This is a genomic window from Nocardia transvalensis (genome assembly GCF_015477765.1).
In the GTDB taxonomy this organism is placed as follows: Bacteria; Actinomycetota; Actinomycetes; order Mycobacteriales; family Mycobacteriaceae; genus Nocardia; species Nocardia transvalensis_A.
In genome coordinates, this window is the sequence record NZ_JADLQQ010000002.1 from 1 (window position 1) to 19,170 (window position 19,170).

Consider the following 19,170-nt stretch of genomic DNA (forward strand, 5'->3'; position numbering starts at 1 on the left):
ATCCTCCCGAAGGAGGACATGCCGTTCATGCCCGACGGCACCCCGGTCGACATCATCCTCAACACCCACGGTGTGCCGCGTCGTATGAACATCGGCCAGATCCTGGAGACCCATTTGGGCTGGATCGGCAAGGCGGGCTGGAAGATTCAGCTCACCGATGGTGTTCGCCCGGACTGGGCCGAGCGATTGCCCGAGGAGTTGTTGTCGGCGGAGCCGGATACGAATCTGGCGACACCGGTTTTCGACGGCGCCCGCGAGGAAGAGCTCGCCGGACTGCTGGCGTCGACACTGCCCAACCGCGACGGCGAGGCCATCGTCGGGGCGGACGGTAAGGCGACATTGTTCGACGGCCGCACCGGTGAACCCTTCCCGTACCCCGTTGCCGTCGGGTACATGTACATCCTGAAGCTGCATCACCTGGTAGACGACAAGATCCACGCGCGGTCGACCGGTCCGTACTCGATGATCACCCAGCAGCCGCTCGGTGGTAAGGCGCAGTTCGGTGGTCAGCGCTTCGGTGAGATGGAATGTTGGGCCATGCAGGCCTACGGCGCCGCCTACACCCTGCAGGAACTGCTCACCATCAAGTCCGACGACATCATCGGCCGCGTGAAGGTGTACGAGGCAATCGTCAAGGGCGACAACATTCCCGAGCCCGGCGTGCCGGAGTCGTTCAAGGTGTTGCTCAAGGAACTCCAGTCCCTGTGCCTCAACGTCGAGGTCCTCTCCGCCGGATCCGCCGTCGAATTGCACCACCGCGACGACGACGAACTCGACCGCACCGCTGCCAACCTGGGAATCACCTTGTCCCGCAACGAATCCGCCTCGATAACCGATCTCCCCGGCTGATCGTGCCTGCCGCGCACGGACCCGCGATAGTCCGTGCGCGGCGCACGGTCGCCCGCTCCCGCCCGTCGATGCGTGTCCGATTAGTCCTACTCCCTTGTACTATCGACTGTAGTACTACATAATGAAGTTGTGGCCTTACGTAGCAAAGGTGCTACGGATCGTCAGGTCATTGCTGTGGGAGGGCATATGTCGGTCAGCGTGGACCGTCGCCCGGTCGTCGTCTCCGTCGCAGTGGGGATCGTGGTTCTCGCGGTCGGCGGGATGTCGGATCGGCTGGTCTTGGGTGTATTCGTTTGCGCCGGAATGGCCCTGGGGGTACTCAATGCGTGGCTCAATAGGGTTGCGGTAGGGCGGATTCTGAGTGACATCGGCTCGGGAAAGCAGGTCTTGGCGGCGGCGACCGGGTTGCGGTTGTTCGGTATCACCGCGCTGGCGCTGATCGTGTGTGTCCTGATGCGGCCCGACGGGTTCGGCATCTTGTTCGGGCTGGTGGCCTTTCAGATTGTCCTGCTGCTGGGAGCGGCGGTGCCGGCGTGGCGAGGTGCCCGGTGACGAAAGTCGAAGTGGGGCACCATGAAACGACGCGCCTTTTCGGCATGGACTTTCATGTCGACACCATTGCCGCCACCGTGATCGCGGCCGTTGTCGTGGTGGGGCTCGCGCTGTATCTGCGCATCAAGCTGACCTCCGGGGTGCCGAACGGGGTGCAGCTGTTCTTCGAGACCGTCACGGTGCAGATGCGCGGTCAGGTGGAAAGCGCTGTGGGACTTCGGCTCGAGCCTTTCGTCCTGCCGCTGGCGGTGACGCTGTTCGTCTTCGTTCTGCTGTCGAACTGGTTATCGGTGCTGCCGGTGCAGTACGGCGACGGTGAGCTGATCAAACCGCCTGCCGCGGATGTCAACTTCACCTATGCGCTCGCGCTGTTCGTCTTCCTCTGCTACCAGGCGGCCGGCGTGGCGCGGCGCGGTCCGATCGGACATGTGAAGCAGGTGCTGAAGGGCCATATGGGCTGGGGCCCCATGGTTTTGATCAATATCATCGAAGAATTGGCGAAACCGCTGTCGCTGGCACTGCGGTTGTTCGGCAACATGTTCGCGGGCGGGGTGATGATCTCGGTGATCGCCATGCTCCCGGCCTGGCTGAGCTGGGGCCCGAACGCCGCGTGGAAGATGTTCGATCTGTTCGTCGGGTTCATCCAGGCGTTCATCTTCGCCCTGCTGACCATCCTCTACTTCGGCCAGGCCACCGCGCTCGAGCACGAAAAACACTGAGTGCCACCACATTCCTGTTCAACGGGGAAAGGAAAGAAAAATGGCAGACGTGACCCATGCGACCATCGTCCAGGCGGCGGCGCTGCTCGCGGGCGGACTGATGATGGTCGGCGGCGCGATCGGCGCGGGCTACGGCAACGGCATGGCGGGTTCGGCGCTGATCACCGGCGTATCCCGGCAACCGGAGCTCGAGGGCAAGCTGCGCGGCAACTATCTGATGGCGGTCAGCCTGGTCGACGCCGTGTACTTCATCAACCTGACGTTCATGGCGCTGTTCGCCTTCGCGGCGCCGGGCAAGTAGTGCCATGGAAACGGAAAACCTTGCGGGAGAGAACTTCCTGATCCCCAACGGCACCTTCTTCGCCGAGCTGTCGATCTTCCTGATCGTGTTCGCGATCATTCGGCTCTTCGTGGTCCCGCCGATCCGCGATGTGCTCGCCGAACGGGAGGCCCGGGTCGCCCGCACCGCCGCCGATGGCCGACGAGCGCGGGAACTCTTCGCGGCGGCCGAGGACCGCTACCGTTCCTCGGTCGCCCAGGCTCACGGCGACGCGGCACGGCTGCGCGAGCAGGCCAGGGCCGAGGGCCGGTCGATCCTGACCTCGACGCGTGAGCAGGCCCGCGACCACGTCGACGGGACGGTGGCCGAGGCCACGATCGAGCTACGGGCTCGGGCGGACGCGGCGGCCGCCCACCTGCGCGGCCACATCGATCCGCTGGCACGCGAGTTGGCGGACCGAGTGATGGGAGGTCGAGTCAGTGAACGAACGTGACGGCATCTACGACATCACCTGGGACTGGCCGGTATTCCTGAGCCAACTGTTCGGCTTCGCCGTCATCGTCGCAGCGCTCGTGAAATGGATGGTGCCGCCTGTGCAAGCAATGATGCGGCGGGCCCAGGACACCATCGGCCGACAACTGGAGGAGAGTGCCCACGCAACGGACCAATTGACCGCCGCCGAACAGGCCTTCGCCGAAGCGATCACAAGGGCCCGCACCGAGGTCGCCCATATCCACCGCGAAGCACTCGAGGACGCCGAGCACATCGTCGCCGACATGCGGAGAGCCGCTGCCACCGAGATCGAGCGGGTACGCAAACTCGGCGAAGACCGAATAGCGCAGGTGCAGCGCCGCTTACAGGACGAACTCGGCCACGATCTCACCACCGCAGTACTCGACCGCGTCGAGTCCATCGTGCGCGAGCGCCTCGACTCACCCCGGGCCAGATCGGACAGCATCGACCGATTCCTGGACGAGTTGGCCGCGTGCGGGACCGGCCGAGGAACCGCCTAGGTGACCTCTTCCGACACATCCGGCTTCGCGTGCCCGCGCAACCGCGGGATGGGCATCCACCAGTTGGCCCTGCCCATCAACTTGACGATCGCGGGTACCAGCAGCATGCGAACGATGGTGGCGTCGATGAGGATTGCGAGCGTCATGCCCAGGGCGGCGACCTTGATCAGGGTGACGTTCGACAGGGCGGCGGCGCCGGTCACGATCATGAACAGGACCGCGGCGGTGGTGATTATCCGTCCGGTTTTCGAAACGCCTTCGCGGACGGCCTCTTCCGTGTCGGCGCCGCGGTCGTGTGCCTCGATCATGCGGGACATGAGGAATACCTCGTAGTCGGTGGCCAGTCCGAAAACTGCCGCGACCACCACGACGAGTGCCGGTGTCGGTATCGGCCCCGGTTCGGCGCCGAGCAACGCGGCGCCGTGGCCGTCGACGAAGATCCAGGTCAGGATTCCGAAGGTGGCGGTCAGGCTGATCGCCGCCATGGCAACCGCCTTGAGCGGCAGCACGATCGACCGGAACGCGAGGACCATCACCACCAGTGTCGCGACGAGCATGATCGTCAAGGCGAGCGGGATCGTGCGGGCGATCGAGTCCTCGCCGTCGGATCTGAAGGCGTTGATTCCTCCGATGAGGACGGTCGTGCCGGGCGGTGCCGAAATGTCGTGCAGGGCTTTGACCGTCACGACGGAGCCCGGTGAGAAATCCGGACTGGTCAGCAATGCGCGCAGCAGGACCAGGTCTTTGTCCGCAGCCAGCCGGACGACCATGCGGACGCCGTCGGTTCTCTGCACGGCAGCCATAACTTGCGAGACAGCCTCCGCCGACGGTGGCGCCCGGTTGTCACCCCGGATCAAGACCGTCGCGCCTTCGACAGCGTTCGGGAAATCCCTGCCCAGCTCTGCCTGGGCGACCCGCACCGGATCGTCGGCGGGAAGGACGTTCGGGGTGATCCCGCCCGTCTTGATGCCGAGAAAGGGAACACTGAGGGCAAGCAGGACGGCGATGATTACCGCTGTCACCGCGATCGGGCGCCGAATCACCCAGGTCGCGAGCTTGGCCCACCGGTTCTCGGCCAAGCTCTCACTGCGGCGTGCCGCGCCGCGCCACACCGGCAGCGCATTGATGCGGTCGCCCAGGAGCGCCAGCGCCGCCGGTAACGCGGTGACGGACACGAACGCCGCGATCACGACCGCTGCCATGGCACCGAAACCGAGCGAGCGCAGCATCGATGGCGGAAACACCAGGGTGCCCGCGAAGGCACAGACGAGCAGCAGGGCCGAGAAGGTGATGGTGCGCCCGGCCGTCTGCACCGCGCGCCGCGCCGCCTCGATCGGCGCACGCCCGGACCCGAGTTCTTCGCGGAACCGGCTCACCATGAAAAGGCTGTAGTCGATGGCCAAACCGAGGCCCAGTATGGACGCGATATTGAGGGCGAACGCGCTGACGTCGGTGAACATGCCGACCGCCCGCAGCGCGCCGAGGGCGCCCCACACCGCGAGCCCGCCGACGATCACCGGAACCGACGCCGCGACGAAGCCGCCGAAGACGACGACCAGCAGCGCGAGCATCAACGGTATGGCCACCGATTCGGCGAGGACCACACTGTCTTTCGATCTCTCGTTGTATGCGTCGATCACCGGAATGAAACCGGCGAATTCGGTGTCCACCCCGGACACGGTCAGCGCTTCCTTCAGGGCGGGGTAGCGCTTCAGGTGGTCGCTCATCGTGCCGCTCAGGCTGAGTGCCGCGATCGCTTTCCGACGGTCGGCGGAGATCATGGCCAACTGCCGAATGCCGGTCGAACTCCAGTACGACTCCACCGGTTTGGCGAGTACCGCCCGGTCTATGGCATCGAGCCGCTCCATCACCTGCTGTCGAATGTCATCGAGGGTCTTTCCCGCCGGGGCCGTGTAGATCGCAACGATGTCCGGAGTCTGCCGTCCGAATGCGTTGTTCACGAGCTCGTCCGCGTGTGCCGACTGACTGGCCGGGTCCTCGTACCCCGCGAGATTGAGCCGGTCGAGGACCCCGAGACCCCAGACGCCGCCGAGGAGGATCGCTGCCACCACTACCGCGACAACCAGTCGTGGACGCCCGGTTGCGAATCGTCCCCACCGCTGCATTGTCGTAGCCCCCAGATCTGTGTGTGCCTTCGAACGATCTCGCGAGAGTCAGGGGCACATCATCGTTCGACGCAGCACGGGTGACGATACCACCGCATCCGTCACGCCCGGAAGGCTCGGCGATGGCAGGTCGGCGGGTACGACGGACGCTGGCGTCACCGGTGGGAGCGGCGAATCATTACCGTGTGAGCGCCGATGGGACTGGGAGGTTCACCGGCTTCGATACGACCTTGGTGGGTTGATCCAATGGACGTGCCCGATGCTACATACGGCGCCATTTCCTGTTGCTCCTGTTGGAGAGCACCGTCGTAGTCGGACTGTTCGCCCCCGGTGTATTCGCGCTTCTGGCCGGTGCTTTCCTGGTGGCACTCGGGCAACTTCACCTCGTGCCGGTCCTACTGGTTGCCTGGTCGGCAGTCGTGATCGGCGACTGTTCCGGATATCTGGTCGGCCGCGGGGTGATACGCGCCTCGTGGATCGATCGATTGGTGAAGAAATTGTCCGAGAAGGTCGACATCGAGAAGATCAGGCGGAGCAAGGCCATGGTCTTCTTTCAATTTCCCGTTGTCACGAGGGCGCCGGTACCGGTCCTGCTGGGTGTCACGCGATTTCCGGTGAAGAAGTGGCTGCTTCTCGACGTCTGTGCCACGACGTTGTTTGTCGGCACCCTCTTCACCATCGGCTATGTCACAGGGCGAGTCGCGGGAACAGCGGCCGCGCCCAAGACCGTGGCGGCTATCGTGCAGGCCGCGTTCGTCGGCTATGTGCTCGTCCTCGTTGTCAATCAACCATTTTCGCAGGAAGCGATCGGGCGAGCGGAATTCGTCGCGGTGATCGTCAGACGATATCGGCGACGAGCACCCCGAGTCGGCGTACCGCGAGCCGGGGGATCAACGGCAGTGTTGGGTCGCGGGTGCCCGCCGGCAGGACCCGTGGGTTGACGATGTGCACATCCTTGCGGAACAGGTGCACGTCGGCCTCACCGGCGGCCAGCACATTCTTGACCCAGTTCGTTTTGCCGTGGGCCAAGAGGATCGCCAGCGTGTTGCCCTTGCGATAGTAGTTCACGATGGTCTCGTAGTCCCTGCCCGATTTGCGACCACGGTTCTTGACGATCGCGAACCACGGCAGGTGATACGACAGGCGCAGAATTGCCGGATTCATGTGTTTGATCTGCCACCGCTCCACCACAGGTGGAAACACCATCGGCACACCCGGAGCATTGTTGGGATGATTCTTTGCGAACATCATGTCCTCCCATCGCGATTCGGCCTGCACTATGGCACCGGACCGTCAGATCTTGAGGTAGACGCGCCTGCGGTCCAGGGCATAGACGATCAGCCACCAGAATGCGACGAAGGCGACCGCCCACGCCAGGGAGGAGACATACGGGTTGGTCAGAGGGGTGATCCAGCTGGAGAACAGGTGGGTGTAGAGCCACTGCTGCCAGCCCAGGGGAGCGAGGACGACCACCAGCAGTTGCGAACCGGCGTAGGCGGCGATGGCATTGACGCCGAAGCGGCGGCCGGGGGCGGGGAAGTGGTGGTGGTCGATCAACCAGTGGAAGGTGACGACGGCGAGTGTGGCCAGGCCTGCGCACCACAGGGCGTAGGAGGATGTCCAGAGGTTCTTGTTGAGCGGGAACCACAGTGACCACAGCGCCCCCAGCAGGGCTGCGGTGATGCCGCCGATCAGCAGCGGTTTCAGTCTTTCCTCGCGTAACCAGCATCCCGCGCGGAGCCCGAGCAGTGTGGTGGCGATCGACGGCAGGGTGCTGAGCAGCCCTTCGGGATCGTGGCCTCGGCCGGTGTCCGGATCGATCAGGTAGACGAACTGTCCGAAGACCGCGGTGTCGGTGCGGCTGACGATATTCACCCACTGGTCGAGGGAGCCGCCGAGGACCAGCAGACCCCAATAGCCCAGCAGGATCACGACGATCGCCACCCACTGCACCCGCGCGCTGGTGTAGAGCGCGAATGCCGCCACGACCGCGAAGCACACGCCGATGCGCTGCAGCACACCGGGAAACCGCAGGTGGGCATCGGAGATCAGCACCCACGCCAGCACATTGATCAACAGGCCCAGTCCGACGATGCGCGACGACCGCCACAACGCCGTCCGCAGCAGGACGGCCGACGGCACCCCCTGCTCCCGGCGTGGCAGGAGCGACAAGGCCGCCGACACCCCGACGATGAACAGGAAGAACGGGAACACCAGATCGGTCGGCGTCCAGCCGTGCCATTCGGCGTGCTCCAGCGGCGGGTACACGTGCTCCCAATCGCCCGGATCGTTCACCAGCAGCATGGCCGCCACGGTGCACCCGCGCAGCGCATCGATCGATACCAGGCGACGCGTGGATATCTGTACGGTCATCCCGACCCCCTTCGCCGGCTGCAGGAAAGCCAGTGTGCCACAAGAGGTTCCATCCGGAAGTGGAATCGGTGACCGCCGATCCGTCCGCCGGTACTGTGTGCGGCATGTCCGTAGTGGGAAGGCGGTGCGCTCGGTGAACGACGAGAGGCTGCTGGAGCTGCGCGGCGCCCTGCAGGTATCGGCCCGGCAGGTGGTCCACTGCCCGCCGCATCTGCTCGACGGATCGGCCATCCGCTGCTTCGGATTCGACGTGGACGAGCCCGAGCCGGTGCGTCGCCGCAAGATTCCGGGCGGCACGATAAAGATCGTCTTCGCCCTCGACGGAATCTTCGACGGCGTGCGCCGCGACCCCAGTGCGCTCGTGGTGGGCATGCACGACCGCGGCACGACGGCCACCCATTCCGGGCGGATGCGCAGTGTGCAAGTGCAATTGGACCCGCTGACCGCCCGGCGCCTGCTCGGCGTGCCCCTGCACGAACTGCGCAACACCGCCCTGCCCCTGGACCAGTTCCTCGGCCGATCGGCCCGTGATCTGGCCGAGCGGCTGGCCGAAACCCCGCGCTGGGAGGCGCGTTTCGGCCTGGTCGCCGAGTATCTTCGCCGGCAAGCACCGCTCGGAGAGGCCGATTCCGCCGTGACCGAGGCCGTCGCCCGGCTGCGCGATCACCGGGGCGCGCTGCCGGTCTCCCGGCTCGTCGCCGAATCCGGCTGGAGCCGCCGCCATTTCAGCCGCCGCTTCGCCGATCACGTCGGCCTGCCCGCCCGCACCTACGCCTCGCTGCTGCGGTTCTCCGCAACCTTGACCGCCATGGCGCGGTCGCCCGCCGGTCCGCGGGATCTGGGCCGGATGGCGGACAGGCTCGGCTATTACGACCAATCGCATCTGATCCGGGACTTCCGCAGATTCGCCGGGACATCACCGAGCACGCTGCTGCGGGAGGCCATGGCCCAATCGTCCAATACAACCGGGCGGTGACCCCTTTAGCGTGTGGGCTGGTCGGAATCTCCACACGAAAGGTATTCCACCCATGCCCGGATCACCGGTCTCGGTGCGCGTGGCCGCCGCCGGCATCGCCATCCACGCCGTCAATCACCTCGTCGTGCCGCTGATTCCCCCCGTCGGCTTCAACGTCGGCACGGTGTACCACCTGATCAGCGCGCCCCTGTACGCGGCGATGATCATTCCCCTGCTGCGTGGGCGCAACTGGGCGCGCATCGTCATGACAGTGCTGCTGGGCAGCCAATTCGCCGGGCGATTCGTGGTATGGGTGCTGTACCCGTCCTCGGGCGTCCATCTGGCCCTGGTCGCCGGATGGACGGTATCGCTGATCGTGCTGGCCGCGCTGTGGCTACCACGATCCGCCCGGCAACACTTCCGCGGTCGGGTCGAGACCGCGCTCACGGGCCCGTAATCCACTCGGGTATACGCCACAGCCCCTCGAAGGTGTGTTCGGGAAGCCTGGTCGTCACCATGGTCCCCACCTAAGCTGTGACCGATCGGTCTGCCGCCTCCACCGCGGCCTTACCGGCCGATCCTGGTCATAGGGACCGTCCCGCTCGCAGACCCGGGGGGTTGGGAATGTTCGCGCAGCGACAATCGCCGCGCTCGACCGGCGAGGACCGGCGTCGTTCGAGTGCGCAACCCGCAGAACTGGGCGGTCGAGGATCGAAAAAGAGTGTTCTGCAAGCGATTCGCGGCCACGTCGTCGCGCGTGGACGGCTCACCGGGGTCTATCGACGCCCGTGAATCACCGGCGATTGCGTCCACACCGCGGCTTTGGCGCGCCGTGTGGGCCTGCTCACCTTCCGGCCCGCGGCTCGGGCGACGGGTATCCTTGGGGGGCAAGTGGATTCGTTGGACGGGGTTTCACTCGGACCCGTGCGGTAAGCCGGAGGGTGTGAGTATGCAGAACAGCCATCCGCAGGCGACGTATCAGCCTTCGCCCGCGCAGCAGCAACAGCCGGGCCGCGCCCCGGGACGCTCGGGCCCCGGATCGCTGTGGTGGGAGGCCAAGACCGTCCTGGTGACCCGGGTCGCCGAGCCGGGCAAGCTGGTGACCGCGCCCCGGCTGGTGGTGCCGATCGGCGAGCGGCAGCTGGCGTTCCGGGTGTCGTCGCAGTCGCCGGAGGCGGGACAGCTGGCCCGCGACGGCCGGGTGCTCGTGCAGCCCGGCGATTGGCACGGCAGCCCGGCCGTCGGCTCCCGGCAGCGGCCCGGGTTCGCCCAGCTGGTGTTCGAAGGGTCGCTGCTGGTGCACGTGGAGACGATGGTGCGCACGAAGTACCGGTGGCGAGTCCCGCTGGCCCGCTTCGCGCACCGCGTGGCCCGCGGCGCCGCCCCCTACGGTGACATCGTGGTGCTCGTGGACGTCCACGAGCCCAGCCCGATCCCACTGCCTCCGGTCTGACGACCGCCGGGGCGGGCAGCGAGGTGTTCGCGCGCCGGTCTGACGACCGCCGGGGCGGGCAGCGAGGTGTTCGCGCGCCGGTGTGACGACCGCCGGGCGGGCGGCGACGGTCAGGACAGGGCGGCTATGAGGGTGTCGCGGCCTTCGGCGCGGGTCTTGCGGTAGATCGCCTTGAGGTGGTCGTTGACCGTGTAGATCGACAGGCCCAGCGCGCGGGCGATCTGTTTGGTCGCCGCTCCGGTGCGCAGATGCTCGAGGATCTGGCGTTCGCGGCCGGTGATCTCGTACCAGCCGCAGATCGCCGAGAGGAGCACATCGCCGGAGGCCGCTTGGACGACGATGGCCACATCGCCGGGATCGCCTCCGGACAGCAGTTGCCCGTGAATGGCTATCCATCGTCCGAAGGTGGCGGAGGGGCCGACCAGAAGTGCGGGGGCTGTGTTCGGGTCGACCGCCTTCTTGCGTGCCTGCCGGGCCAATCCGGTCATGACGGACTCGGCCATCCAGCCGGGTACCGGCTCCCCGGTTCTCAGGTGCCCCAGCCATCCCTGCGACGTCGCCGCCCGGATCGTGTCGTCCGCTCCGACGACGATCACGCCGGGCAGCGGCGGTGGCTGTTCGGGGAGTAGCGGCCCCGCGGTCACGTACCGCCGCAGCACGGCCAGCAGCGCCGGAGTCAGCCGCGCCGCCTGCTCGCTGTCCTCGTCGTCGAACGGCCGGCCGCCCTGTGAGCGCAGCAATTCCAGCACGCCCCAGGCGCCGCGGGAGTCGCACAACAGCAGCCGCAGCGAACTCCCGATACCGTGCATGGTCAGCAGTTCCCGGTCCCGGACGGTGCCACCGCCGCTGCCCGCCCCCACGATGTCGACCGGTACCGGACGCGCCGCCATCTCCGCGATCAGATGCGGTTCGTCCTCGGTGAAATAGTGGCGCACCTGGGCTTGCCGGAAGCCCGGCTCGGTCTTGAAGGAGAATCCGAACGACAACTGACTGCGCGTGCACGTCGTCCCGGACGCCACCACATTCACCGCATCGTGGGCCAGTCCCGGCGCGATACCGCGCGAGATCGCCGCCCCCAACTCGGAGACGCCCGCGCCCTCCTCGACGGCCCCGCACAGGTAGCGGGTGAGGCGATCGATCCTTTCCGCGGTCATACCGAACGTAGTCATGCCGAACCACCCCGTACTTCCCGTCCCGGCCCCCCGTGAATGCCCTGCGTACATCGGGCATACGGCCCGACGGCGGCCCCGGTTCAGTGTCGCGCGAAATCCACGGACGGCAATTTTCACTGCGCGTGATTCGGATGCCGGTGCCCACCGAAAATCGTATGTCGTGGCGTGCCCGCGGGCGGAGACGCCAGGAATGGGGGCGGGTGTAACGGCGGCTTCGTTCGTGCGACATGGTAAGTAGCCGAACGGTTACCGGGGTCCCGTTCGGTTCGGGATTGGGGTGACATCGCATGACGAACGTTCTGGCCGAGCTGCGCGCCGGGTTGACCGGGCGCTTCCGTCGGCGGAGCAGGCCGGGGCGGATGATTCCGAAGGGACTCGCCCCGGTGGGCCGGCGGCCGGACAACACCGTGACCGTTCGGGTATGCCGGGTCGATCCGAGCTATGGCATCGCCCCTTGCCGGTCGGCCGTGCCGAACATCTGGCCTGCCGCGGCGACAGAACTGTCGACGGTGTCGAAGCCGCGGGGGAGCATGACCCGTTCATAGGCGGCGACCGCGTCGATCAGCGATGTCCCGCTGCGGGCGGCGGACAGTAGTTCCTCGGCCAGGGTTGCGGCATCGCGCAGGGCGGTGTTGGCGCCGACGCCCCCGGTGGGTGGCATGGTGTGGATCGCGTCGCCGAGCAGGGTGACCGGGCCGGGAGTCCAGGGGTCCACGCGCTGCCCGGCCCGGATGGCGATCGGGAAGAACGTGTCGGGGTCGGCGTGCGCGAACAGCTCCCGCAGCGCCGGATGCCAGTCGGCGGTGGCCTCGACGGTGATCCGCCACAGCCGCTCGGGTGCGAGCCGGGACAGTTCCGCGTCGGACAGACCGAAACGCTCGGGAGTCGCCACGAGCGTGGTCATCAGATAATCGGAGGCGCCCTCGGGGCGGGAGCGGAATCGCACCGGAGCCAAGCCTGCGAAATAGCCGGTCTCGTCGACGGCCCAGGAGAAGCCGCGGTCGATCTCCTCGGAAATGAGGGCGTCGGTGGCGTCGGTGATCGTCATGCGGCCGTAGAGGCATCGCACACCGAGATCTGTCACGGTGGCGTCGGGGACAAGGCGTCGGCGCACCGCCGAGCCGACACCGTCCGCGCCGACGAGCAGGTCGCCCTCGTCGCTGCCGCCCTCGGCGAATTCCACACGGACGCGGCCTGATTCGGTGATCCGATAGTCGGACACCGTCCGTCCGAACCGGACGGTATCGGTCAGGCCGGTGAGGAGGCCTCGGCGGAATGTGTTGCGGTCCACATTGGTGATCTCGTCGTCCGGAATTCCCGGAAAGGCCTGGGCCGTCAGCGGTTCGAGCCGATGGGTGTAGCCGGCCACCGTATCGCCGTTGACGCCGCTGGTGTCGCGCACCAGATCGAGTACCGTCTCCGGGAGGCAGGCCCGCAGCGCGGCATTGCCGTCCGCGTCGATGTGAATGCGATAGCCCTGATTGCGGATTCGCGGGGTGGGGTCCTGTTCGTAGACGGCGACGTCCAGGCCGCCGCGGCGCAGCGCCTGCGCGAGAGCCAGCCCGCCGATACCCGCTCCGGCAATGAGGATTCGTGGTCGATCCGACATGTCGTTGTCCTTGTTTCGTCCTCGCCTGCACTCCTCGTGCAGCGCCCCCTCATCGTCAGACATCCATGAAGCTTTGTCAACTAACTGTTTGATTAGTTCAGATGTACAGTTGATTGTGCCAGGTATGGATACAATCCTGAGGTGCCTCCGTCGAAACCCCGCAGGTCGCCCACGCCGCAGGAACGGCAGCGCGACCCCGAACGCACCCGCCGGCTGATCCTGGATGCCGCCACGGCCGAATTCGGCGCACACGGCTACGCGGGCGCGCGGATCAGCGCGATCGCCGCCCGCGCCGGAGTGAACCAGCAGCTGATCTCCTACTACTTCGACGGCAAGGAGGGCCTGTATCGAGCGATGCAGGAGCTGTGGCAACAGCGGCAGCGGGAGCTGGTTCCGCCGGGCACGCCCCTGCCCGAACAGCTGTGCCGGTATGCGCTCGAGGCGCTACACAATCCGGAGGGTGTCCGCTTGATGGCGTGGAGCGGCCTGCAGTACACCGGCCCCGACGACGATCCCGGCGGCTCCGCGCGCGACCGCATGCTCGCCCAGGGCGTGGAAGAGATACGCGCACACCAGCAATCCGGCCGCCTCCCGCCGGAGGTGGACCCCGCCTGCCTGCTGGTCATGCTGATGGCCGCCGCCATGGCCCCCACCACCCTGCCGCACGTCGTCGAGTCCGTCTGCGGCACCGACCCCCGATCCCCGGAATTCCTCACCCATTTCGCCGACCAGGCCGCGATCCTCGGACGGTTGCTGGGCCTCGAGGTCCCGGCGGAAAACACGCCGGGATGAGGAAGTAGGAGTTCGCCGGGATGAGGAAGTAGGAGTTCGCCGGGATGAGGAAGTAGGAGCTGCGCTCAGATCTCCGGGGGGCCGGAGAGGATGGCGGTCACCACGTCGAGGAGTTCGGTCAGGACCTGGTCGGGGGTGAGGCGGACGCCGGAGATGGCCAGCAGGTTCTGCGTGTGGTGGACGTCGCCGAGGACCTGGAAGGTCAGGGTCATGGCCTGCGCGAGGCGGAATCGGACGGTATGGCGGGGCAGGGTGGGGAAGACGCTTTCGAGCAGGGCGGTGAAACGCACGGCCTGTTCGGTGAATCCATCGGCCACGATCGACAATGCGGGGTGACCGCTGCCCAGGATTCCGGCGATGAATTTCACCCACGCCGCCCCCGCACCGGTGGCCATCTCCCAGACCGGCACGACGAACGCCTCCGCCAGCCCGCGCGCGCTCACCGCCCCAGCGCTTTCCATCTCGTCCAGCAACGCCGCGCGCCGGGCCGCGACGCTGTCGCTGCGCTGCCGGATCATCGCCTCGATCAGCGCATCCTTGGACCCGAAGTGATAGTGCACCGAGGCGACATTGGTTCCGGCCGCAGCCATCACGGCCCGCAGCGACACCGCATCGATCCCCCGCTCGGCGAACAACCGCTCCGCGGCCAGAACCAGCCGCTGCTCGGTCGGCATGGTCAACTCCTCCGCGCTCACACGAAGCTCGGTCCCATCGCCCGCTGCACTCGTCACCTGCCGCATTGTAATCACCGGCGCAGCAACCCCTGTCAAGGCTCTATCAAGTGATGTAATCAGTTGATAGAGTACTGGCCGTGAGTACAGTGCTGGCCCCGGTTCACGACTTCGGTGGATTGGCGGGTCTGATTGCGGGGGATCCGGCCGAGACCGTTCCGGTGGTCGAGGTGTTTACCGGCAATCCTGTTGCGGCGTTGCCTCAGTCGTCGCGGGCCGATGTGGATGCCGCTTTCGCTCGTGTTCGCGCGGCTCAGGTCGAGTGGGCGCGGTGGCCGGTTCGCCGTCGGCTGGCCGTGTTCGAACGCTTTCATCGTCTGGTGCTGGAGAACTACCGCACGATCACCGACGTGATCCAGGTCGAGACGGGTAAGGCGCGGCGCATGGCCTTCGAGGAGCTGTGTGATATCCCGATGGTGGTCAGCCACTATCTGAAGCGCGCACCCCGGCTGCTGCGGCCGATCCGCCACCCCGGCGCGATTCCGGGCCTGAGCACCTCGACCGAAATCCGCAAGCCCCGCGGGGTCGTCGGCGTGATCGCGCCCTGGAACTTCCCGTTCGCCATCGCCTACTGCGATGCGATCCCGGCGCTCATGGCGGGCAACGGCATCGTGCTCAAACCCGATATCCACACCCCGCTCAGCGCCGCGCTGGGCCTGAAGTTGTTGCGCGAGGCCGGACTTCCGGACGGGCTGGTCGAAATCGTCTGTGGCGACGGCCCGGTCGTGGGCCCGGCGGTGGCGGAGCGGGCCGATTTCGTCATGTTCACCGGCTCCGAGCCGACCGGGCGCCTGGTGGCGCAGCAGGCGGCGGGGCGGCTGGTCGAGATGTGCCTGGAACTGGGCGGGAAGAATCCGATGATCGTGCTGCCCGACGCCGATCTCGATCTCACTGTCGAGGGCGCGGCGAACGGCGTCTTCGCCAACACCGGCCAGCTGTGCCTGCACGTGGAGCGCATCTACGTGCACGAATCGGTGTATCCGGCGTTCCGGGATCGCTTCGTGGAGAAGGTGTCTCGGCTGCGGGTCGGCCCCGGCTACGACTTCGATGTGGAGATGGGCGGGTTGGTCTCGGTGGACCAGTGCGAGCGGGTCGCGGCCCAGGTGGAGCAGGCGCGCTCGCGGGGTGCGCGCGTCCTCACCGGGGGCCGCGCCCGCCCCGATCTGGGTCCGACCTTCTACGAGCCGACGGTGCTCGAGGGCGTCACCGCGGAGATGGACGTGTGCACCGAGGAAACCTTCGGCCCGGTGGTCGCGCTCTATCCGTACTCGACCGTCGACGAGGCCGTCGCCCGCGCCAACGACACCCGCTTCGGACTCAGTGCGAGCGTGTGGGGCCGCGACGTGGCGGCCGCGCGGGCGGTTGGTGCCCGGCTCGAGGCGGGGCACGTCAATGTCAACGACGGTGCCGCCCTGGCATATGCGGGCAAGAGCGCGCCCTCGGGAGGATTCAAGGCGTCCGGGATCGGTGTGCGCAACGGCGATCAGGGACTGCTGAAGTTCACCGAATCGACCAATGTCGCCACCTTGAAACGCCAGGTGCTCGGCCCGCAGCCGGGCCAGTCGTACGAGGACTACGTCACCCGCACGATCCGGACCCTGACGCTGCTGCGCAGGTTCCGGCTGCGGTGACGGTCAGCGTCCCAGTTTCTCCACCGCGAGGGCCCGGACCGCCTTCTTGTCGGGCTTGCCGAGCCCGGTCAGCGGCAGTTCGTCGACGACAAGGACGTGCTTGGGCACCTGCACCGAGCCCTTGCGCTGCTTGACCATGTCCTGAATCTCGGCGGTCACGGCGTCGAGGCGCTGCGCCGCATCGGGTTTCACGACGACGACGGCGGTCACCGCCTCACCCCAGCGCGGATCCGGAACGCCCACCACCGCGACGCTCACGATCTCGGGATGTTCGCACACGACGTCCTCGACCTCCCGCGGGAAGACGTTGAACCCACCGGTGACGACCATATCCTTGCTGCGCCCGACGATGAACAGGTAACCGTCCTCGTCCTGGCGGGCCAGATCGCCGGTGTGCAGCCAGCCGTCGTGGAACGTTTCCGCCGTCACCTCGGGCAGACCGAGGTACCCGGCGGCGAGAAGCGGTCCGGAGACACAGATTTCGCCGACCTCGCCGGGTGCGACAGCGGCACCGTCCGGGCCGAGCAGCGCCACCCGCAGCGCCGCCGACGGCCGTCCGCAGGAACTGAGCCGAGCGGAATCGTGTTCGCCGCGGCCGAGATAGCTGATCGCCATCGGCGCCTCGGACTGCCCGTAATACTGGGCGAAGATCGGGCCGAACCGATCTATGGCCTGCCGCAAGCGATTCGGATCGATGGCCGAGGCGCCGTAGTACACCGTCTGCAGCGACGACAGGTCCCGGCGGTCGATATCGGGATGGTCGAGCAGCGCGTAGATCATCGACGGCACCAGCATCGTCGCGGTGATCCGATGCTCCTCGATGGCGGCCAGCACCTGCCCGGCATCGAAGCGGGGCAGTACGACACAGTGCCCGCCGAGCAGCACGACCGGCACGAAGAACGCGGCCCCGGCATGCGAAAGCGGCGTGCACACCAGGAATTTCGGCCGCTCGGGCCACTCCCACTCCGACAGCTGGATCTGCGTCATCGTCGCCATGCCCAGCGCGGTCCCGACCACGCCCTTGGGCTTTCCGGTGGTACCGCCGGTGTAGCTGATCGAGATGACCTCATCGGGCCGCAGTTCGGTGGCCTCGAGCGGTTCGGGATCGACACGGGCCGCCTCGGCCAGCAGGTCCACGCCGACATCGGACAGCTCCTGCGGAACCGGCCCGAGCACAAGCACTTTCGTCAGCCCCGGCACCCGGTCGACCAGGTCGCGGGCGCGCTGCACGAAGGCGGGCACCGGATCGAGTACCAGCGTGGAAATTCCCGCGTCGGTGAGGACGTAGGCGTGGTCGTCGAGGCCGCCGATCGGATGTAGGGCGGTGCGCCGATGGCCGCGGATCTGCCCGGCGCCGATGGTGAACAGCACCTCCGGCCGGTTGAGCGCGAGCACGGCCACCGGTGTTCCGGTGTCGACGCCGTGCGCGGCGAAGGCGGCGATGTAGCGGCTGATGGCGGCCATGACCTCGGCGCCGGTGAGCACCGTATCGCCGAGGGTCAGCACCGGGTCGTTGCGGTGGCGGCGTAACCCGGTGAGCAGGGCGTGCCCATTGTGAACGGGCATCCGCATCCTGGTGTCGGGATCAATGGTGTTCTCGCGCATGGTTCTCCGATCGTTGCTGGTCCCCGCCCCGGCATTGCTGGTCCCTCTCGTCCCCGGCATTGCTGGTCCCTCTCATCCTCGGCATTGCTGGTCCCTCTCATCCCCGGCATGCTTTTGGCCGGGGGCGGCGTAGAGGGTGACGGCGCAGGCGCCGCCGAGGCCGAGGTTGTGGGCCAGGCCCAGGCGCGCGTGCGGGACCTGCCGCTCTCCGGCGAGTCCGCGCAGCTGCCAGGACAGCTCGGCGGCCTGCGCCAACCCGGTCGCGCCGAGGGGATGGCCCTTGGAAATGAGTCCGCCCGACGGGTTGACCACCCAGGTGCCGCCGTAGGTGGTCGCCCCGGAGTCGACCAGTGGCCCGGATTCGCCCTCGCCGCACAGGCCCAGCGCCTCGTAGGTGATCAGTTCGTTGATCGAGAAGCAGTCGTGCAGTTCGATCACGTCCACGTCGGCGATGGTGACGCCCGCGGTGTCGAGGACGCGGCGCGCCGCGATGCGGGTCATCGGCGCTCCGACCACATCGATCATCGACCCTGTCGCGAAGGCCGCGGTGTCGTCGGTGACCAGTTCCTGCGCCACTATTTCCACCGCCTGTGCCTCGAGCCCGTGAGCGCGCACGAAGTCCGCACTGACCAGCACCGCCGCCGCGGCACCGTCGGACATCGGCGAACACTGCGAGCGGGTGAGCGGGCCGTGTACCGGCCGGTCGCCCAGCACCTGCTCGAGAGTGTACGGATTCTGGTACTGGGCCAAGGGGTTTCGCGTGGAGTGCCGGTGGTTCTTGACCGCCACCTGCGCCAGCTGTTCGAGCGTGGTGCCGTAGCGCCGCATATGTTCGAGGGCGGCATTGCCGAAGAACTGGGTGGTCATCGGGGCGGTGCCGAATTCGTACCGCCGGGCCATCACCCGCAGATGGGCATCGACCGTCGTGACCGGCGGCGGTGTCGCCGGACCGGCCATGGCCTCCTTGGTCATCTGCTCGAAGCCCACGGCCAGCGCCACCTCCGCGAGCCCGCTGCCCACCCACTCGCGGGCGAGCATGAGCGCCGTGGACCCGGTGGCGCAGTTGTTGTTCACGTTGACGATCGGGATACCGGTCAGTCCGATGTCGTAGAGGACGCGCTGCCCGGCGGCCGAGGGCTGGAAGACATAGCCGACCGCGGCGCGCTGGACATCCCGGTAGGTGAGCCGGGCATCGTCGAGCGCATCGCGCACCGCCGCGCCGGTCATCTGTGGGTAGGTCCACTCGCGCGAACCGATCTTCACGAACGGCGTCATCGCGACCCCGGCGACGAAAACGCGTCGCATACCCA

Annotated in this window: 19 protein-coding genes and 1 pseudogene; 12 read left to right on the forward strand and 8 right to left on the reverse strand. The window is 67.1% G+C overall.

Features of this window, described 5'->3' with window-relative positions:
• The 6 genes and pseudogenes from IU452_RS03895 to IU452_RS03920 form a co-directional block, all read left to right on the forward strand.
• Positions 1-849: pseudogene (locus IU452_RS03895) on the forward strand (DNA-directed RNA polymerase subunit beta); the annotation flags it as partial.
• A gap of 186 nt (positions 850-1,035) precedes the next feature.
• On the forward strand, positions 1,036-1,401 hold the full coding sequence (locus IU452_RS03900) for a hypothetical protein (protein WP_195107519.1): 366 nt from the start codon (positions 1,036-1,038) through the stop codon (positions 1,399-1,401).
• A 44-nt stretch (positions 1,402-1,445) separates the two neighbouring features.
• Complete coding sequence (gene atpB / locus IU452_RS03905) at positions 1,446-2,120, forward strand: F0F1 ATP synthase subunit A (protein ID WP_228816743.1); 675 nt, start codon at positions 1,446-1,448, stop codon at positions 2,118-2,120.
• A 40-nt stretch (positions 2,121-2,160) separates the two neighbouring features.
• Positions 2,161-2,421, forward strand: a complete 261-nt coding sequence (atpE, locus tag IU452_RS03910; RefSeq protein WP_195107521.1) for an ATP synthase F0 subunit C — start codon at positions 2,161-2,163, stop codon at positions 2,419-2,421.
• 4 nt (positions 2,422-2,425) lie between these two features.
• Positions 2,426-2,893, forward strand: coding sequence for a F0F1 ATP synthase subunit B (locus IU452_RS03915; RefSeq protein ID WP_195107522.1), 468 nt, complete (start codon positions 2,426-2,428; stop codon positions 2,891-2,893).
• Complete coding sequence (locus IU452_RS03920) at positions 2,880-3,413, forward strand: hypothetical protein (RefSeq protein WP_195107523.1); 534 nt, start codon at positions 2,880-2,882, stop codon at positions 3,411-3,413. Before IU452_RS03915 ends, IU452_RS03920 begins: the two co-directional genes overlap by 14 nt.
• On the opposite strand, the gene IU452_RS03925 is transcribed toward IU452_RS03920, so the two are convergent.
• Positions 3,410-5,482: an MMPL family transporter gene (locus IU452_RS03925; protein ID WP_324192429.1), complete on the reverse strand. Its 2,073-nt coding sequence runs from the start codon at positions 5,480-5,482 to the stop codon at positions 3,410-3,412. The genes IU452_RS03920 and IU452_RS03925 overlap by 4 nt on opposite strands.
• Before the next feature lie 419 nt (positions 5,483-5,901).
• On the opposite strand from IU452_RS03925, the gene IU452_RS39410 reads away from it, so the two are divergent.
• Positions 5,902-6,480, forward strand: a complete 579-nt coding sequence (locus IU452_RS39410) for a DedA family protein (protein ID WP_416382285.1) — start codon at positions 5,902-5,904, stop codon at positions 6,478-6,480.
• Here the strand turns inward: IU452_RS39410 and IU452_RS03935 are convergent.
• Together IU452_RS03935 and IU452_RS03940 are read right to left on the reverse strand one after the other, a co-directional pair.
• Positions 6,377-6,787, reverse strand: a complete 411-nt coding sequence (locus IU452_RS03935) for a nitroreductase family deazaflavin-dependent oxidoreductase (RefSeq protein ID WP_195107526.1) — start codon at positions 6,785-6,787, stop codon at positions 6,377-6,379. The genes IU452_RS39410 and IU452_RS03935 overlap by 104 nt on opposite strands.
• Before the next feature lie 45 nt (positions 6,788-6,832).
• Positions 6,833-7,912: an acyltransferase family protein gene (locus tag IU452_RS03940; RefSeq protein WP_195107527.1), complete on the reverse strand. Its 1,080-nt coding sequence runs from the start codon at positions 7,910-7,912 to the stop codon at positions 6,833-6,835.
• Positions 7,913-8,045: 133 nt separating this feature from the next.
• On the opposite strand from IU452_RS03940, the gene IU452_RS03945 reads away from it, so the two are divergent.
• The 3 genes from IU452_RS03945 (at position 8,046) to IU452_RS03955 (ending at position 10,320) form a co-directional block, all read left to right on the forward strand.
• On the forward strand, positions 8,046-8,888 hold the full coding sequence (locus tag IU452_RS03945) for a helix-turn-helix domain-containing protein (RefSeq protein ID WP_195107528.1): 843 nt from the start codon (positions 8,046-8,048) through the stop codon (positions 8,886-8,888).
• Positions 8,889-8,940: 52 nt separating this feature from the next.
• On the forward strand, positions 8,941-9,324 hold the full coding sequence (locus IU452_RS03950; RefSeq protein ID WP_195107529.1) for a hypothetical protein: 384 nt from the start codon (positions 8,941-8,943) through the stop codon (positions 9,322-9,324).
• A 486-nt stretch (positions 9,325-9,810) separates the two neighbouring features.
• Entirely contained in the window at positions 9,811-10,320 is a 510-nt protein-coding gene (locus IU452_RS03955; RefSeq protein ID WP_195107530.1) for a hypothetical protein, read from the forward strand.
• 110 nt (positions 10,321-10,430) lie between these two features.
• On the opposite strand, the gene IU452_RS03960 is transcribed toward IU452_RS03955, so the two are convergent.
• On the reverse strand, positions 10,431-11,489 hold the full coding sequence (locus IU452_RS03960) for a helix-turn-helix transcriptional regulator (protein WP_228816621.1): 1,059 nt from the start codon (positions 11,487-11,489) through the stop codon (positions 10,431-10,433).
• Between the two features lie 442 nt (positions 11,490-11,931).
• Positions 11,932-13,164 (reverse strand): FAD-dependent oxidoreductase, encoded by a 1,233-nt coding sequence (locus tag IU452_RS03965; RefSeq protein ID WP_195107531.1) that lies wholly within the window; start codon positions 13,162-13,164, stop codon positions 11,932-11,934.
• A gap of 78 nt (positions 13,165-13,242) precedes the next feature.
• On the opposite strand from IU452_RS03965, the gene IU452_RS03970 reads away from it, so the two are divergent.
• Positions 13,243-13,893, forward strand: a complete 651-nt coding sequence (locus IU452_RS03970) for a TetR/AcrR family transcriptional regulator (protein ID WP_195107532.1) — start codon at positions 13,243-13,245, stop codon at positions 13,891-13,893.
• Between the two features lie 65 nt (positions 13,894-13,958).
• Here the strand turns inward: IU452_RS03970 and IU452_RS03975 are convergent, their stop codons facing one another.
• Complete coding sequence (locus IU452_RS03975; protein WP_195107533.1) at positions 13,959-14,633, reverse strand: TetR family transcriptional regulator; 675 nt, start codon at positions 14,631-14,633, stop codon at positions 13,959-13,961.
• A gap of 71 nt (positions 14,634-14,704) precedes the next feature.
• Between IU452_RS03975 and IU452_RS03980 the strand changes: the two genes are divergently transcribed.
• Positions 14,705-16,255 (forward strand): succinic semialdehyde dehydrogenase, encoded by a 1,551-nt coding sequence (locus tag IU452_RS03980; protein WP_195107534.1) that lies wholly within the window; start codon positions 14,705-14,707, stop codon positions 16,253-16,255.
• 3 nt (positions 16,256-16,258) lie between these two features.
• On the opposite strand, the gene fadD8 is transcribed toward IU452_RS03980, so the two are convergent.
• The gene (gene fadD8, locus IU452_RS03985) at positions 16,259-17,827 is read right to left on the reverse strand and encodes a fatty-acid--CoA ligase FadD8 (RefSeq protein ID WP_228816753.1); all 1,569 of its coding nucleotides are present in this window, start codon (positions 17,825-17,827) and stop codon (positions 16,259-16,261) included.
• Between the two features lie 105 nt (positions 17,828-17,932).
• Complete coding sequence (locus tag IU452_RS03990; protein ID WP_195107536.1) at positions 17,933-19,165, reverse strand: thiolase C-terminal domain-containing protein; 1,233 nt, start codon at positions 19,163-19,165, stop codon at positions 17,933-17,935.
• Between the last annotated feature and the right edge of the window lie 5 nt (positions 19,166-19,170).

Bases quoted from the DNA above. Each gene is read 5' to 3' on its own strand.
- IU452_RS03900 (WP_195107519.1), top strand. From the start codon at position 1,036: ATGTCGGTCAGCGTGGACCGTCGCCCGGTCGTCGTCTCCGTCGCAGTG.
- atpB (WP_228816743.1), top strand. From the start codon at position 1,446: ATGGACTTTCATGTCGACACCATTGCCGCCACCGTGATCGCGGCCGTT.
- atpE (WP_195107521.1), top strand. From the start codon at position 2,161: ATGGCAGACGTGACCCATGCGACCATCGTCCAGGCGGCGGCGCTGCTC.
- IU452_RS03915 (WP_195107522.1), top strand. From the start codon at position 2,426: ATGGAAACGGAAAACCTTGCGGGAGAGAACTTCCTGATCCCCAACGGC.
- IU452_RS03935 (WP_195107526.1), bottom strand. From the start codon at position 6,787: ATGTTCGCAAAGAATCATCCCAACAATGCTCCGGGTGTGCCGATGGTG.
- IU452_RS03940 (WP_195107527.1), bottom strand. From the start codon at position 7,912: ATGACCGTACAGATATCCACGCGTCGCCTGGTATCGATCGATGCGCTG.
- IU452_RS03950 (WP_195107529.1), top strand. From the start codon at position 8,941: ATGCCCGGATCACCGGTCTCGGTGCGCGTGGCCGCCGCCGGCATCGCC.
- IU452_RS03960 (WP_228816621.1), bottom strand. From the start codon at position 11,489: ATGACTACGTTCGGTATGACCGCGGAAAGGATCGATCGCCTCACCCGC.
- IU452_RS03965 (WP_195107531.1), bottom strand. From the start codon at position 13,164: ATGTCTGACGATGAGGGGGCGCTGCACGAGGAGTGCAGGCGAGGACGA.
- IU452_RS03975 (WP_195107533.1), bottom strand. From the start codon at position 14,633: ATGCGGCAGGTGACGAGTGCAGCGGGCGATGGGACCGAGCTTCGTGTG.
- fadD8 (WP_228816753.1), bottom strand. From the start codon at position 17,827: ATGCGGATGCCCGTTCACAATGGGCACGCCCTGCTCACCGGGTTACGC.
- IU452_RS03990 (WP_195107536.1), bottom strand. From the start codon at position 19,165: ATGCGACGCGTTTTCGTCGCCGGGGTCGCGATGACGCCGTTCGTGAAG.